Below are 16,253 nucleotides of genomic sequence, written 5' to 3'. Positions count from 1 at the left end.
CCTCACACCTGCTTGTCGGGGTATGCCGCGCTCATGGTCATGAGCCGCATGAGGGATTCCTGGGTGGCTTCCGCGCGGTCGACCTCACCGGTGATCCGGCCTTCGGCCATGGTGTAGATCCGGTCGCACAGGCCCAGGAGTTCGGGGAGTTCGGAGGAGATGACGAGCACCGTCTTGCCCTGGGCGGCGAGGTCGGCGATGACGGTGTAGATCTCCGCCTTGGCGCCGATGTCGATGCCCCGGGTGGGCTCGTCGAGGATCAGCACCTCCGGCTCGGCGAAGATCCACTTGCTGAGGACGACCTTCTGCTGGTTGCCGCCGCTGAGTTTGCCGGTCTCCGCGAACACCGAGGGGGCCTTGATGTTCATGGTCCGCCGGAACGATTCGGCCACCCTGGCCTCCTCGTGCCGGTCGACCCAGCCCCGCCGGGCGACCTTGCCGAGGGCGCTCAGAGAGATGTTCCGGCTGATGTCGTCGTTGAGGTTGAGGCCGAGCTGCTTGCGGTCCTCGGTCACGTACGCGATGCCGTGCCCGATCGCCTCCGGCACCGTCCGGGTACGGATCTCCCGGCCGTCCAGCCGCACCCGGCCGCCGGTCCACCGCCCGTACGAGCGGCCGAAGACGCTCATGGCCAGTTCGGTGCGGCCGGCGCCCATGAGGCCGGCGATGCCGACGATCTCGCCTCGACGGACGTTGAGGGAGACGCCGTCGACCACCTTGCGCCGGTGGTCGATCGGGTGTTGGACGCTCCAGTCCTCGATCTCGAAGGCGACCTCGCCGGTCTCCGCCCCTGGTGCCGCGTAGGGCTGCCGATCGGGGAAGCGGTGTTCCAGGTCGCGGCCGACCATGCCGCGGATGATCCGCTCCTCGGAGATGCCCCCGGAACCGATCGCGATGGTCTCGATGGTCCGCCCGTCGCGCAGGATCGTGACGGCATCGGCGACCCGGGCGATCTCGTTCAGCTTGTGCGAGATGAGGATGCAGGAGATGCCCTGCGCCTTGAGTTCGAGGATCAGGTCGAGCAGCTTGCGGCTGTCCTCGTCGTTCAGGGCGGCCGTCGGCTCGTCCAGGATGAGCAGCTTGACCTTCTTGGCGAGCGCCTTGGCGATCTCGACCAACTGCTGTTTGCCCACGCCGAGATCGGCGATCCTGGTGTGCGGGCTCTCGTCGAGTCCGACCTGCCGGATCAGGGCGGCGGCGTGGGTCAGCGTCTTGTGCCAGTTGACGACGCCCCGGGTGGCGTGTTCGTTGCCGAGGAAGATGTTCTCGGCGATGGACAGGTAGGGCACCAGCGCGAGTTCCTGGTGGATGATCACGATGCCGCGCTGCTCGCTGGCCCGGATGTCCCGGAACCGGCAGGGCTCGCCCTCGAAGTAGATCTCGCCCTGGTAGCCGCCGTGGGGGTGCACCCCGCTGAGTACCTTCATCAGCGTGGACTTGCCGGCGCCGTTCTCACCGCAGACGGCGTGCACCTCACCCGCGGCGACGGTGAGGTTGACCTCGGAGAGGGCCTTGACACCGGGAAACGTCTTGCTGATCGACCGCATCTCGAGAACGGGTCGGGCCATGGTTGCGCATCCGTATCGTCGGGGCGGTGCGGCACCCGGCGGTCCCGCGGGCGTCGCACCGCCGTTTCGTCGTCGCCGGACCCGTCGGTCGGGCTCCGGGGGCTACTTGAGCTGGTCCGCGGTGTACTGGCCGCTGTCCACCAGGACCTTCTGGTAGTTCTCCTTGTCGACGCTGACCGGCTGGAGAAGCTGCGCCGGTACGGTCTTGACGCCGTTGTTGTACTGGCTGGTGTCGTTGACCTCGGGCTTGCCGCCCGTCAGCAGCGCGTCGCCCATCTGGACCGCCGACTTGGCCAGTTGGCGGGTGTCCTTGTAGACGGTCTGGGTCTGCTCGCCCGCGATGATCGACTTCACCGATGCCAGCTCGCCGTCCTGGCCCGTGACGACGGGGATGGGCTGGCCGGCGCCGTAGCCGACGCCCTTGAGCGAGGAGATGATGCCGATCGAGATGCCGTCGTACGGTGAGAGCACGGCGTCGACGCTGGCGGCGGTGTACGACTTGCTCAGCAGGTTGTCCATCCGGGACTGGGCGAGGCCGCCGTCCCAGCGCAGCGTGGCGATCTGGTTGAAGGAGGTCTGGCCGCTCTGCACGACCAGCTTCTTGTCGTCGATGTACGGCTTGAGGACGCTCATCGCGCCGTTGAAGAAGAACGTGGCGTTGTTGTCGTCCGGCGAGCCGGCGAAGAGCTCGATGTTGAACGGGCCCTTGCCGTCCTTGAGGCCGAGCTTGTCGACGATGTAACTGCCCTGGAGAACGCCGACCTTGTGGTTGTCGAAGGTCGCGTAGTAGTCGACGTTCCCGGTGCCGCGGATCAGCCGGTCGTAGGAGATGACGGGGATGTGGGCGTCGGCGGCCTTCTGCAGCACGTTGGTGAGCGAGGAACCGTCGATGGCGGCGATCACCAGCAGCTTGGCGCCCTTGGTGATCATGTTCTCCACCTGGGAGACCTGGTTCTCCACGACGTTGTCGCCGTACTGGAGATCGGTCTTGTAACCCTTGGCCTGGAACTCCTTGACCATGTTGGTGCCGTCGTTGATCCAGCGCTCCGACGACTTGGTCGGCATCGCGATGCCGACGAGGCCGCCCTTGGCCTCTCCTCCGCCCCCGCCGGCGCCACCCTCGCCCGCGCCGTTGGCGCTCTGGCCGCAGGCTGCCAGCGACAGCGTCAGACCCAGGGTGACAAGGCCCGTCGAAAGCTTCCGCACAGTTCCTCCAGTGATGTTCCGCGACCGGCACGGTGCGACCCGGTTGGGTGACCGGAAGCGGTCGGGCGGGGCAGGCCGAGAGCCGTTTCCTCGCGCTGCGCCAGGCCGGGCTCGCAGTGGATCCGCCCTGGAGTTACATGAGTGTTAACGCTCACAAGAGTGGCGTCAAGGGTCTGTTCGATCACCGTTGAGCCAACAACGCGCAGGCGATCAGGCTCCTGGCGGGGCCCGGGTGGGAACCGGCGGCGCCGGGACCGGGCGGCGCACCCGGGAGCGGGTGCTCTCCGCCTTCCGGGAACGGGACCGCCGCCCCGACTCTGCGGCCCGCGCGCTGGTCACGCGCCGCTCCCGAACCCCGGGCGCGGCCGGCTTCGGGTCGATCTCCTACGGTCCCGCCTCGATCCTGTGCGCCATCGAGCGGGCGGCACGCGGTGCGGGCCATTTCGTCAGCGTGACCCGCCTTCGCTCGCTGGACGGCCCCCCGGTTCAGGTGGCCGTCGACCGGCCGTGCGGCCAGGTGTGAAGGGCGTCGCCGCGATCGCGTCACAGCTCTCCACCGTCTGCGCCGTGGCCAGGCTCTCCAGCCCCGTGCCGGTCGTGGCGGGAGGATCGGGGAGCCAGGCGCGGGTTCCCGTGGTCTCGGTGGACAACCGGTCCGGCGCCGAAGCGGCCGGGCGCCTGCTCGACCTGGCGGGCCACCGCACCGTGCACCACCTGGCCGGACCGGCCGCGCGTGGGTGGAAGCCGGGACCGCGAGGCGGGCCGGCGCGGCGCGCTGGACGCTGCCGGAGCCCCCGCGCCGCAGGTAGAGCGCGGCGACTGGAGCGCGCGGCCGGGCTGCCAGGCGGGCTTGTGGATCGCCGAACTGGGCGACGACGTCACCGCCGTATTCTGTGCCAACGGCCCTATGGCGCGCGGCCTGCGGTGCGCCCTGCGCGGGGCCGGACGCTCGACTGTCAGCCCTCATCGGCGTGGTGGGCTTCGATGGCATCCCTCTCCGGGGCCGCGTACTTCACCCGCCCTCCTCGCCACCGTGCGCCAGGACCTCCGGCGAGCTCGGCCGCCGGGCCCTGGAACTGCTCGTCGAGGAGCGGGGGCGTCGCGCACGCCCGCACCCAGGTGCGGATCCGTCCCAGCTGGTGCCGTGCCGCAGTGAAGGGCCGGCCGTTCGCCCGCTGAGCGGGGCCGCAGGGGTGCCGACCTTGGGCCTGACGTCACGGCGCTCCGCGCTCGCCGCCGGATCTCTTGAATGCGGTACTGTTAGCGCTAACAATATTGCGTCCCTCATGTTTGCATTTGGGTCTCCGGGGCGCCCTGTCGGCCGCCGGTGTGCCGATCGCCTGACGGCGGAGTCCGGTCTCCAGGGCTGCACCGGGCGCCACTTGGGCGGCATGTCGGCATTCCGGCATGCCGCCGGGTCGCTCCGGTCGCTCGTATGTCGCGTTGGTCGGGTGGGTCCGCACGTCGCGCAGGTGCGTACGTCCTGGAAGCCTCGTCCGCCGGGGCGTAGGCCGGCCGCCGGCTCCAATATGGGTCGCTCCTGGTGCTCGCGTCGGTGCGCTTTCGGGAGTCCGCGCCGCAGGCGGACGGCAGGGGCGCGATCGCTTCGCCCCGGCGATCGAGGCGGCGGCGTGCGTCAGGTCTGCGACGGCACGTGGGTCTCCTGGTGGGGCCCGTCTCGTCGAGCTGTCGAAGCGCTTAGATTTCGTGGCGCGGGTCGGCCTGCCCGTCGGTGTTTCGCTAGAGCCTGAATCATGCGGCAACTGCTTGTGCCAGGGGCGGTTAACAGTGACACTCGTTCATGTGAGCGTCGAAGCGCTTCGATGAATCATCATGATGCCCAGCCTGCCGAGGGGTTTTCACGTGAGTTCCCTATCCATGACCGCAGCCGGTCCGCCTCCCTTCCCGTGCGCACCGGCGGTACCGCGTTGCGGCCCCGGCTCCTTCCGAACCGGCAGTGAGGCCCTGCACAGGCTCTCCTGGATGGGGGTGGCGGCCGTCTCCCCGCAAGCCGTCGGCCTCGAACCCTGACGCTGGCGCGGGCCGATCCGGCTCGGCCCGCGACACCGCTCTTCCGTGTGCCGATCTCTCCGGGGCGGTCCGGGCGGAGGCCGAGACCGCCCTTGAGCACGCGGGTTCCGGGGCGGCGCGGTCGGAACTCCGGGCCCGCGAAAGACTGCCCGCCGAGATCGGTGTCCCGGTCACCGACGACCGCTCCGCGTGGACGACCGTCGCCGCCGCCGAGCTCGCCGCTCCGCTGGAGGGCGTCCGCGACCTGCGGCTGACGCTGCACGGCGGCTTCCGGCCGGCCGCCTTCGGCTTCACCGCGTCCGGCGGGACCGCCTGAGTCCCGCATCCGCGATACCGGCGGCCCGTCCGGAGGGCGGGCCGTCTCCCCTCTCGCCATCAGGCAGCCGGACCTGCTGGGCGCGGCCTCCCGCGGCCACTAAGCTGCTCCGTCACCTCTTCGCCCCTCACCTCGTCAGCTCTCCGACCGGAGGAAGCCACCATGCCGCTCACCGATATGGGCGCGGACGAACTCGTCCGTTACCGACCAGAGTTGCCCGATCCGACGAACTTCGACGCCTTCTGGCGGCGGACCCTTGCCGAAGCCCGGTCGCACGGCGGAGCGGTGAAGGTGGAACGGGTCACCGCCCAGCACCTGCTGCACACCGTCGAGGTCGACGACGTGCGCTTCCCCGGCTGGAACGGCGAGCCGGTGGCCGCCTGGCTGCTGCGCCCGCGCAACGCCGCCGGACCGCTGCCGGTCGTCATCACCTACATCGGCTACGGCGGCGGTCGGGGACTGCCCACCGACCACCTGGTCTGGTCCGCCGCGGGCTACGCCCACCTCGTCGTGGACAGCCGGGGTCAGGGTCACGACACCCCCGACCGGGGCGTGGGTGACGGTACGCAGTGGGTCGAGGGCTTCATGACCCGGGGCATCGATTCTCCCGACCATTACTACTACCGGCGACTGATCACCGACTGCGTGCGGGCCGTGGACGCGGTCGCGGAGCTGCCCGGACTCGACGGCCGCCGGATCGTGGTGGCCGGAGGCAGCCAGGGCGGCGGTCTCGCGCTCGCCGTAGCCGGTCTCGCCGGGGACCGCGTGGCGGCGTCGATGCCGGACGTCCCGTTCCTGTGCCACTTCCGCCGCGCTGCCGAGATGTGCGACGACGGCCCGTACCAGGAGATCGCCAAGTACCTGCGCTGGCACAGCCGCCACCGCGTGGAGCCGGCCTTCGCCACCCTCGACCACTTCGACGGCGTCCACTTCGCCCGGCGGGCCACCGCGCCGACGCTGTTCAGCGTGGGTCTGATGGACCCCGTCTGCCCGCCCTCCACGGTCTACGCCGCCTTCAATCACTACGCGGGCGAGGACCGCACCATGACCGTGTGGCCGTTCGGCGACCACGGCGGCGGCTTCGGCTCCAACCCGCCCGTCCAACTGGCCTGGCTGCGCGAGCGCGGCCTGGCGCCGGAGTTCTGACCGGCCCGCCACCGGACCGGGCAGACGCGCGCGGGCGGCCGCTTGGCCGCCCCGCGCACTGAGCTCCGCCCCCGAGACCGAGGAGCCCGAGAGAAGCCCACGACGAGGACGGCCGCGGTCCGTCCCTCTGGGACACCTTCAGCCACACCCCCGTCCGTACGCTCGACGGTGCCACGGGCGATACGGCCTGCGACCACGATCACCGCCACGGCGAGGACGTCGCCCTGCCGCGCGGGCTCGGCGCCGCGGCGCGGGCGGCGCTGGTCCGCAGCCGAAGGCCACCGCTTCTCGATCTCCCGGCCCCCGGCTGCCCCGGGGCACCGGAGCGATCCATCCCAAGGGCCTGGACCTTGACGCCCCCTGATGGACGACCTGCCGACCGCCCGACGGCCGGGTCCACGACACCGAGCGGAACGGCTGCCTCGCGGACCACCTGGGCCGTCTCTTTCGGATCTTGCCCGGCCCGAAAGAGACGGCCTAGCCGCCGTCGAACGACACCCTGACCCGAACGCCCAAGGACGGCTACCACTGCTACCGGGGCCTGATCACCGCGCACCACGCGCGGACGGAGGAAGCGACCCGATGAAGTTCACCGACGGCTACTGGCTGATGCGCCCGGGCGTCACCGCGCGTTACGCCACCGAGGTCGCGGACGTGCAGGCGGACGAGCACCGGATGACGCTCTACGCACCGGTGAAGCACGTACGCGGCCGCGGCGGGATGCTCAACAGCGCGCTGCTGACGGTCGAATGCCGGTCGCCGGCCGAGGGCGTGATCGGGGTGCGCGTCACCCACCACGCCGGTACGGTGCCGCGCGGGCCGGAGTTCGCGCTTCCCGGCGCCCAACCGGATGTGGGAAAGGTGTTCCGCGACGGCCCGGTGCTCGAGCTCCGTACGGGTGAGTTGTCGCTGCGCGTGGACACCTCCCGGCCGTGGCACCTGGAGTTCACGGCCGACGGGCGGATGCTGACCTCCGTGGGAGAGCGCGGCACCGGCTTCGTCACCGACGCCGCCGGCCGGCACTTCATGCTCGGGCAACTCTCCTTGGGCGTGGGGGAGTCGGTGTACGGGCTGGGGGAGCGGTTCACCCCGTTCGTCAAGAACGGGCAGGTCGTGGACATCTGGCAGGCCGACGGCGGCACCAGCAGCGAGCACGCGTACAAGAACGTCCCCTTCCACCTGACCAACCGGGGGTACGGGGTCTTCGTCAACCACCCCGGCAAGGTCAGCTACGAGGTCGGCTCCGAGTCGGTCGGCCAGGTGCAGTTCAGCGTCGAGGACCAGTCGCTGGAGTACTTCGTCGTCCACGGCCCGACACCCAAGCGGATCCTGGAGCGCTACACGGCCCTCACCGGCCGCCCCGCCCTCCCCCCGGCCTGGGCGCTCGGCCTGTGGCTGACCACCTCCTTCACCACCGACTACGACGAGGCGACCGTCAACAGCTTCGTCGACGGCATGGCCGAGCGCGGCATCCCGCTGAGCGTCTTCCACCTCGACTGCTTCTGGATGCGCGAATACCAGTGGTGCGACTTCGAGTGGCACGCGGACACCTTTTCCGACCCGGCCGGCATGCTCGCCCGCCTGAGGCGGCGCGGACTGCGGATCAGCGCCTGGATCAACCCCTACATCGCCCAGAAGTCGGCGCTGTTCGCCGAGGGCATGCGCGAGGGCTATCTGGTGCGCCGCCCGGACGGCAGCGTGTGGCAGTGGGACCTGTGGCAGCCCGGCATGGCCCTCGTGGACTTCACCAACCCCGCTGCCCGCGACTGGTACACCGGGAAGCTGCGCACCCTGCTGGACCAGGGCGTGGACTGCTTCAAGACCGACTTCGGCGAGCGCATCCCCACCGACGTCGTCTGGTACGACGGCTCCGACCCGGAGCGGATGCACAACTACTACACCCACCTCTACAACCAGGCCGTCTTCGAGCTGCTGCGGGCGGAACGCGGCGAGGGCGAGGCGCTGCTCTTCGCACGCTCCGCCACCGCCGGCGGCCAGCAGTACCCCGTCCACTGGGGCGGCGACTGCGAATCGCACTTCCACGCCATGGCCGAGTCGCTGCGCGGCGGGCTTTCCCTCGGCCTGTCCGGCTTCGGCTTCTGGAGCCACGACATCGGCGGCTTCGAGGGCACCCCGACCCCGGCCGTGTTCAAGCGCTGGGTGCAGTTCGGCCTCCTGTCTTCGCACAGCCGCCTGCACGGGAGCAAGTCCTACCGCGTCCCGTGGGACTACGGCGAAGAGGCCGTCGAGGTCACCCGGGAGTTCACGCTGCTCAAGCACCGCCTCGCTCCCTACCTCCAGCGCGCCGCCCAACAGGCCCACGCCACCGGCATCCCCGTCATGCGCGCCATGGTGCTGGAGTTCCCCGACGACCCCGCCGCCGCCGCGCTCGACCGGCAGTACCTCCTCGGCGACGACCTGCTCGTCGCCCCGGTCTTCACGGACGACGGCACGGTCGACTACTACGTGCCGGAGGGGACGTGGACGAACGTCCTGACCGGCGCCCGGATCACCGGTCCGCGCTGGGTCCGCGAACAGCACGGCTTCCACACCCTGCCGCTGCTGGCCCGCCCCGACTCCGTCATCCCGCTCGCCGCCGACGACCAGCACCCCGTCTCCGCCTGGGCGGACGGCGTCGAACTGCGGGTGCACGCCTTCGCCGACGGCGCCGAGCGCACCGTCGTGATTCCGCGTACCGACGGCCCCGGTGAGACGGCACGCTTCAGCCTGCGCCGCCGGGGCGACCGCCTCCACGTGAGCACCGACAGTCCGCATCCCTGGCAGCTGCGGCTCGGCGGACCGGCCGGAACCGTTCACGTCCGGCCCGCAGGCACCCTGGAGGCCTCCGTCGCCTACCCGGCCTGAGCCGGCACGGTCGAGCCGGGCCGTGGAACATCACGGCCCGGCTCTTGGGCGCACCGGCTCAGCGGGCGCCGAGGAGGTGTTCGAGGGCGAGCTGGTCCAGCTGCTCGAAGGCCATGCCGCGGCGGGCGGCGGCGTCGACGTCGAACGCGTCGAAGGCGGACGGGTCGGCCAGCAGCCCGGCCAGGCCGTCCGCGGCGGTGGGAAGGGCCAGCTCGGGCAGCCGGGAGGCGGCGAGCGCGGCCTGGACCTCGGGATCGGACCGGAAGGCGCGGGCGCGCTCCGCCAGGAGCAGGTAGTTGCGCATGCAGCCGGCCGCCGAGGCCCAGACGCCGGCGGAGTCCTCGGTGCGCGGCGGCTTGAAGTCGAAGTGGCGGGGGCCGTCGTAGCCGGCCGACTCCAGCAGGTCGACCAGCCAGAAGGCCTGGCGCAGGTCGCCCGCGCCGAAGCGCAGGTCCTGGTCGTACTTGATGCCGGTCTGGCCGTTGAGGTCGATGTGGAACAGCTTGTCGTGCCACAGGGCCTGGGCGATGCCGTGCGGGAAGTTCAGCCCGGCCATCTGCTCGTGGCCGACCTCCGGGTTGAGGCCGACCCGCTCGGGCCGCTCCAGCTCGTTGATGAAGGCCAGGGCGTGGCCGATCGTGGGCAGGAGGATGTCGCCGCGCGGCTCGTTGGGCTTGGGTTCGATCGCGAAGCGCAGGTCGTATCCCTGGTTCTCGACGTACTCGCCCAGCAGGTCGAAGGCCTCCTTCAGCCGGTCGAGGGCGCAGCGCACGTCCTTGGCCGCGCCCGACTCCGAGCCCTCGCGGCCGCCCCAGGCGACGTAGACCGAGGCGCCCAGCTCCACGGCCAGGTCGATGTTGCGGATCGTCTTGCGCAGCGCGTACCTGCGCACGTCCCGGTCGTTCGCGGTGAAGGCGCCGTCCTTGAACACCGGGTGGGTGAAGAGGTTGGTGGTGGCCATCGGCACCTTCAAACCGGCCGTGTCGAGTGCGGTGCGAAAGCGCTTGACCGCCTGCTCGCGTACGGCGTCGCCGGCCGCGAAGGGGATCAGGTCGTCGTCGTGGAACGTGACGCCGTAGGCGCCGAGCTCGGCCAGCCGCTCCACGCTCTCGACCGGGTCGAGGGCGGGTCGGGTGGCGTCGCCGAAGGGGTCCCGGCCCTGCCACCCGACGGTCCACAGACCGAAGGTGAACCTGTGCGCGGGAGTGGGGACGAGCGGGTCGCTGGTCATGAGGAGCTCCGGTTCAGGGCCGAGGGCTATTTGTAATGGCGAAAAACAAATTAGTATGCCGAGACGCCAGAAGGAACCCCACCGGAGGAACGCATGTCTGCTCAGCGTGTCGTGATCGGTGTCGACAGCTCGACCCAGTCCACCAAGGCCCTCGCCGTCGACCTGGACACGGGCACCGTCCTGGGCGAGGGCCGTGCCGCGCACGCCGTCAGCTCCGGCGCCGGACGGGAGAGCGACCCCGAACAGTGGTGGCGGGCGCTCGGCGAGGCCATGGCGGACACCGGCTGGGCGGATCGCGCCGCCGCCTGCTCGATCGCCGGCCAGCAGCACGGCCTGGTCACCCTCGACGCGGCCGGACGGCCGGTGCGCCCGGCACTGCTCTGGAACGACGTCCGCTCCGCCCCGCAGGCCGCCGACCTCGCAGCCGCGTTCGGCGCTGCAGAGCTCGCCCGCCGCACCGGAAGCGTCCCCACGGCCGCCTTCACGGCCGCCAAGTGGGCCTGGCTGCACACGAACGAGCGTGCCGCCGCCGACCGCGTCGCGGCCGTCCGGCTTCCCCACGACTTCCTGACGGAGCGGCTGACCGGTGCGGCGGTGACGGACCGCGGAGACGCGTCGGGAACCGGCTGGTGGGGCCCGGACGGCTATGACCGGGACGTCCTCGACCGGATCGGCCTCGACCCCGGGCTGCTGCCGCAGGTCCTCCCGCCGGGAGCCCGGGCGGGCATCGTCCGGGCCGGGATGCCGCTGCGCGAGGGCGTGCCGGTGGCGACCGGGACCGGTGACAACATGGCCGCCGCCCTCGGCCTGGGCCTGACACCCGGACGCCCGGTGCTGAGCCTCGGTACCTCCGGGACCGTCTACGCCGTCGGCCGGACCCGGCCCACCGACCCGAGCGGAACCGTCGCCGGCTTCGCCGACGCCCTCGGCGGCTGGCTTCCGCTCGCCTGCACGCTCAACTGCACCCTCGCCGTCGACCGCTTCGCCGCCCTCGTCGGCCGCGACCGCGAGGACGTCGAAGGAGGCGGCACGGTGGTGGTGCTTCCCTATCTGGACGGCGAGCGCACCCCCGACCTCCCGGGTGCCTCCGGCCTGGTCCACGGCCTGCGCCACGACACCACGCCCGGGCAGCTGCTCCAGGCCGCCTACGACGGCGCCGCCCACGCCCTGCTCGCGGCCCTGGACGACGTGCTGCGTGCCGGCGGCGAGAGCCCCGCCCCCGACGAACCACTGCTGCTGATCGGCGGCGGAGCCCGCGGCAGGGCCTGGCAGAGGACCGTCCTGCGACTGTCCGGCCGAGCGGTCCAGGTGCCCGAGGCCCGGGAGCTGGTCGCGCTCGGGGCCGCCGCCCAGGCCGCCGCACTGCTCAGCGGTGAGCCTGCCGACGCCGTCGCCCGGCGCTGGCGGACCGCCGAGGGCCGGGTACTGGAGCCCGTACCCCGTGACGACGACGCGCTCGAACGGATCACCAGTACGCTGCGGCGGGCGCGGGCCCTGCAGGAGGTCCCGCCGGGAGAGCGCTAGGAGGGTCGGGTCGATGACGGGGACCGGCAGGGCGGGCGGGGGCGCGGAGGCCGCGCCCGCCTCGCAGCAGGGGATGCGCCGGCGGAACCTCGCGGTGGTGATCGGCGTGGTCGCCGCGCACGGACCGCTCTCCCGGGCGGACGTGGCCGGGCACACGGGCCTGACCAGGCCGGCCGTCTCCTCCATGGTCGACGAACTCATCGGTCGAGGAGCGCTGACCGAGACGGAGACCGCGCCCAGCGGACGGGTCGGACGGCCCGGCCGGGCACTGGCCCTGAACGACCGGGGTCCCGCGGGCCTCGGCCTGGAGATCGGCGTCACCCATCTCGCCGCGTGCGTCGTGGACCTGCGCGGCGAACCCCGGGTCTGGCGTCGCGTGGAGCGGGCCAACGCGGGACGGCCGGCCGCAGAGGTGCTGGCGCAGGCCGCCGCGCTGGGCGCCGAGGCGGAATCCGAGGCCGCAGCCCTCGGCCTGCGCGTCGAGGGCCGCGTCCTGGCCGTGCCCGGGGTGGTGCCGAACGCGCCGAGCGGGCTGGTCGCGAACGCGCCGAACCTCGGCTGGCAGGCGGTGCGCCCCGCCGACCACTGGCCCGACCCCGACACCGCGCCCGAACCGGAGAACGAAGCCAACCTCGGGGCGCTGGCCGAGCAGTGGCACCGGGGCAACCCCGCCGAGACCTTCGTGCACGTCTCCGCGGAGGCCGGAATCGGTGCCGCACTGGTCATCGGCGGGCAGCTCTTCCGGGGCGCCCGCGGCTTCGCGGGCGAACTCGGCCACCTGCCCGTCCACCCGGAGGGCGCCCCGTGCGCCTGCGGGGCACGCGGGTGCCTGGAGCAGTACGCGGGCGAAGCGGCCGTGCTGCGCGAGGCCGGGCTGGGAGGCGTCGGCGACCCCGTGGCCCTGCTCGCCGAGCGGGCGGCCGCCGGGGACGCCGCGACCCTGCGCGCCCTGGACCGCGCAGGACGCGCCCTGGGCCTCGCCCTGACCTCGGCGGTGAACCTGATCGACCCGGACGGCCTCGTTCTGGGCGGCGCCTACGCCGAACTCGCCGACTGGCTCCTCCCGTCGGTACGCGCCGAACTGGCCGCCCGGGTCACCGTGCGGCCCTGGAACCCGGAGGCGGCGCGCCCCTCCGCCCTGGGGCGCCGCGGACCGGTGCTGGGCGCGGCGTGGTCGACCGTCCGGCAGATCATCGCCGACCCCGCCCGCCTGCCGGCGCGCTAGGCCGAGCGACCGGGGGCAGTCCTCGATCGCCCCGAGCGGGTCCAATCGCCCGTAGCGGGTCCAACGGCGGGCCCGCGCGGAACGGGAACGTGACCGGGGCCGCCCGAGTGCCCCCGGCCAGGCGTGCCGCGTGAGCACGCCGACCCGGCGGCTCGCTCAGACGGAGAACGTGACGCGCGCGAGCCGCACCGGACCGCGCAGTCCGAGGCGGACCGCGTGCACACCGGCCGCCACGGCGGCGGGGGCGCTCACCGTGGCGGAGTCGTAGGGCCCGGCCGTGCCGGGGGACAGCGCGAGCACCGCCAGGACCGGCCCGTCACCCAGCGAGAGTTCGACCGTGCCCTCACCCGAGGCCTCCACCGTGATCCCGGCAGCCCCCTTCGCGAAGTCGCAGTCACGGAACACCAGCTCGCCGCGCCGGCCGGCCACGGGGGTGACGGAGTCGCCCGAGGTCTTGGCGCGGTCCACGATCTCCGTGTCGCTCTGGTCGTCGAAGTCCACCGCGTGCAGGCCGCCCGTCATGACCGGCCGCGGGACGGACGGCTCGCCGTCGAGGTCGACCGTCCGCGCCAGGCGGACGTCCTCGCTGGACGCTCCGACGAGGATCTCGTAGGGGCCCGGTTCCACCCGCTGCCGTCCCTGCGCCACGTCCCAGAACGCGAAGGCCGGCATCGGCAGCCGGAAGGCGATCTCGGTGACCTCGCCGGGCGCGAGCGTCACACGCCGGTGCGCGGCCAGTTCCCTGCGGGGCCGCGGCACCGACGGCTCCACGGCCCGGGTGTAGAGCTGGGCGACCTCGTCCGCGGTGACGTCACCGGTGTTGGTGACGGTGAAGGACACGTGCAGCGTCCCGTCCTCGACGCGGGTCCCGAGGCCACCGTAGGAGAAGGACGCGTACGACAGGCCGTGGCCGAACGGGAAGAGGGGCCTGCCCTCGAAGTAGAGGTACGTCTGGCGGCCGCCGATCACGTCGTAGTCGAGCAGGCCGGGCAGGTCGGAGTCGTCGGCGTACCAGGTCTGCGGGAGGCGGCCGGCGGGGGAGACGTCGCCGGCCAGGACGCGGGCCAGGGCCGTGCCGGCGGCCTGGCCGCCGTGGGCCGTCCAGAGCAGCGCCGGCACCTCCGCGTGATCGACCGCGTACGGGTACGCGGAGACCAGCGCCAGCACCGTGTTCGGGTTGGCGGCTCGGGCCGCGCGCAGGAGGCGCTCCTGGTGGGCGGGGAGGGCCAGGGTCGTACGGTCCTCGGTCTCGCGTCCGTTGATGTGCGGATCGTTGCCCGCGACGACCAGGACCACGTCCGTTCGCGAGGCGACCGCGCGCACCGCGTCCTCGCCGCTTTCGACGACGACGACTTCGAACTTCTCCCCGTTCTCCTCGGCAACCTTCAGGCCGTCGGCGGCGACAGAGACGAGGTGACCCGTAGCGATGTGCCGAAGGAGGTGCCCGTTCTCGTGCGGTTCCAGACGGAACGTCTCCTGGACGACCCAGCCTCCGGGCTGGTCGGCGGAGGCCCGGACGCGGCCGTCCTCGGCGACGGAGAGGTAGCGGCCGTCGGGGGCGCGCAGGGTCAGCACGCCCCCGCCCCAGTCGGTGAGGGAGAGTTCGCTGCCGGTCGCGTCGGTGGTGAGCGGGGGCAGGTCCGTCCGGCCCGCGAGCAGGGCCGGGTCCAGCGCGCCCTCGGCACCGCGGACCTCTTCGTCGGTGTCCGCCTCGGGGACGTGCAGGAAGGTTCCGGCCGAGGTCTTCAGCAGGATCCGGTCCACCCCCTCCGTGAACCGCACGTTCTCCGGGCCGAACCGCTCGTACAGGCCCGCCAGCGGCGTGGAGCGGTGCAGGAGCGCGCCGCTGTACCAGTCGAGCTTGCACTCGTCGGCGAGCGGGCCGACCACCGCGAGCCGGGTGCCGGGCGCGAGCGGCAGCAGGCCACCGCTGTTCTTGAGCAGCACCACCGCTTGCTCGGCAGCCTCCTGGGCGAGGGCCCGGTGGGCCGGGGTGTCGAAGTCCGTGGTGAGCGCGTGCGGGTCGCACTCCGGGTCGAACTCGCCGAGGCGGAATCGGACCGAGAGCTGGCGGCGGACGGCCGCGTCGACGTCCGGCTCGGTCAACAGGCCCTGTGCCAGGGCGCCGCGGATCCGTGCGGTGATCTGCGAGCTGTCGGTGCCGTGGTCGGTGAAGCTGTCGACGCCGGCCAGCAGCGCGGCGGCCGTAGCCTCCTCGTGGGTGTCGAAGTAGTGCTCGGAGTCGACCAGGTTGGAGGGCGCGCCCGCGTCCGAGCAGACCATCAGCTCCTCCCCGGTCCAGGTGCGCAGATGCTCGCGCAGGTACGGCGAGACGTGGTTCGGGCGGCCGTTGACCAGGTTGTACGCCGGCATCACGCCGGCCACGGCGCCCGCCTCCACCGTCTCGCGGAAGGCGCGCAGGTCGTATTCGTGCAGGACGCGCGGGCGGACGGAGGAGGACGTGACGTCGCGGCGCGTCTCGTTGTTGTGGGCCAGCCAGTGCTTGAGGACGGGGGCGGTCCGCCAGTACGCCGGATGGTCACCGCGCAGGCCGCGGGTGTAGGCGGTGGCGATGGCCGAGGTGAGCTTCGGGTCCTCCGAGTAGCCCTCCTCGTTGCGGCCCCAGAGGGGGTGGCGCAGCAGGTTCACCGTCGGGGCCCAGACGTTCAGCCCCACGCGGTCGTCGCGGGCGCGCATCGCCCGGACCTCCTTGGACACCGCCTCGCCGACCCGTCGTACGAGATCCGTGTTCCAGGTCGCGCCCAGGCCCACCGCCTGCGGGAAGACCGTGGCCGGCCCCATCCAGGCCACTCCGTGCAAGGCCTCCTGACCCGTGCGGAACGCGGCGACGCCGAGCCGCTCCACGGCAGGCGCGAACTGGTGCAGAAATCCGATCTTCTCGTCGGGGGTGAGCCGTGACAGGAGGTCGTCGACGCGCTTGGCGACGGGCAGCTGCGGATCGCGGAAGGGCGGTGCTGTGTGCGGCGGGTGTGCGGACACCTGGATCCCCCTGAGGTGGAGCGTGAATGTATTCGAAGCGCTTCGATGCTCATCAGACATCGGGAGAGTGTCAAGGGATCGGCGTCGTTACATCAAGCAGGACAAACGGAGTCGGGCAACCAGGGAGGCCCCACCAGGCCT

10 protein-coding genes and 1 pseudogene are annotated in these 16,253 nt (G+C 72.2%); 7 read left to right on the top strand and 4 right to left on the bottom strand.

The window, feature by feature from the left end:
* Positions 1 to 2: 2 nt before the first annotated feature.
* Together mmsA and chvE are read right to left on the bottom strand one after the other, a co-directional pair.
* Positions 3 to 1,568 (bottom strand): multiple monosaccharide ABC transporter ATP-binding protein, encoded by a 1,566-nt coding sequence (gene mmsA / locus AC6CKD_RS16830; protein ID WP_498328216.1) that lies wholly within the window; start codon positions 1,566 to 1,568, stop codon positions 3 to 5.
* Between the two features lie 102 nt (positions 1,569 to 1,670).
* Complete coding sequence (gene chvE / locus AC6CKD_RS16825) at positions 1,671 to 2,774, bottom strand: multiple monosaccharide ABC transporter substrate-binding protein (RefSeq protein WP_498328214.1); 1,104 nt, start codon at positions 2,772 to 2,774, stop codon at positions 1,671 to 1,673.
* Between the two features lie 232 nt (positions 2,775 to 3,006).
* Here chvE and AC6CKD_RS16820 point away from each other — a divergent pair, with 232 nt between their 5' ends.
* The 5 genes and pseudogenes from AC6CKD_RS16820 (at position 3,007) to yicI (ending at position 9,132) form a co-directional block, all read left to right on the top strand.
* Positions 3,007 to 3,297, top strand: a complete 291-nt coding sequence (locus tag AC6CKD_RS16820; protein ID WP_498328213.1) for a helix-turn-helix domain-containing protein — start codon at positions 3,007 to 3,009, stop codon at positions 3,295 to 3,297.
* Positions 3,298 to 4,731: 1,434 nt separating this feature from the next.
* Positions 4,732 to 5,121 carry a hypothetical protein gene (locus AC6CKD_RS16815; RefSeq protein WP_498328211.1) on the top strand — a complete coding sequence of 130 codons (390 nt, stop codon included), beginning with the start codon at positions 4,732 to 4,734 and terminating at the stop codon, positions 5,119 to 5,121.
* Positions 5,122 to 5,283: 162 nt separating this feature from the next.
* A complete protein-coding gene (locus tag AC6CKD_RS16810) occupies positions 5,284 to 6,267 on the top strand; it encodes an acetylxylan esterase (RefSeq protein WP_498328210.1) in 984 nt (327 codons plus the stop codon).
* Positions 6,268 to 6,362: 95 nt separating this feature from the next.
* A pseudogene (locus AC6CKD_RS16805) lies at positions 6,363 to 6,510 on the top strand (family 1 glycosylhydrolase); the annotation flags it as partial.
* A 339-nt stretch (positions 6,511 to 6,849) separates the two neighbouring features.
* Positions 6,850 to 9,132, top strand: coding sequence for an alpha-xylosidase (gene yicI, locus AC6CKD_RS16800; protein ID WP_498328208.1), 2,283 nt, complete (start codon positions 6,850 to 6,852; stop codon positions 9,130 to 9,132).
* A 58-nt stretch (positions 9,133 to 9,190) separates the two neighbouring features.
* Here the strand turns inward: yicI and xylA are convergent, their stop codons facing one another.
* Complete coding sequence (xylA, locus tag AC6CKD_RS16795; protein WP_498328207.1) at positions 9,191 to 10,363, bottom strand: xylose isomerase; 1,173 nt, start codon at positions 10,361 to 10,363, stop codon at positions 9,191 to 9,193.
* Between the two features lie 93 nt (positions 10,364 to 10,456).
* Here xylA and xylB point away from each other — a divergent pair, with 93 nt between their 5' ends.
* Together xylB and AC6CKD_RS16785 are read left to right on the top strand one after the other, a co-directional pair.
* Complete coding sequence (gene xylB, locus AC6CKD_RS16790; protein ID WP_498328206.1) at positions 10,457 to 11,887, top strand: xylulokinase; 1,431 nt, start codon at positions 10,457 to 10,459, stop codon at positions 11,885 to 11,887.
* Positions 11,888 to 11,900: 13 nt separating this feature from the next.
* Positions 11,901 to 13,112, top strand: a complete 1,212-nt coding sequence (locus tag AC6CKD_RS16785; protein WP_498328205.1) for an ROK family protein — start codon at positions 11,901 to 11,903, stop codon at positions 13,110 to 13,112.
* 156 nt (positions 13,113 to 13,268) lie between these two features.
* Here AC6CKD_RS16785 and AC6CKD_RS16780 read toward each other — a convergent pair whose 3' ends face one another.
* Entirely contained in the window at positions 13,269 to 16,112 is a 2,844-nt protein-coding gene (locus tag AC6CKD_RS16780) for a glycoside hydrolase family 3 C-terminal domain-containing protein (RefSeq protein ID WP_498328204.1), read from the bottom strand.
* Positions 16,113 to 16,253: the final 141 nt, after the last annotated feature.

The organism is Streptomyces sp. GQ60 (assembly GCF_059758875.1).
The sequence above is the reverse complement of the archived record's forward strand: the minus strand, read 5'-3'. Positions and strand labels throughout refer to the sequence as shown.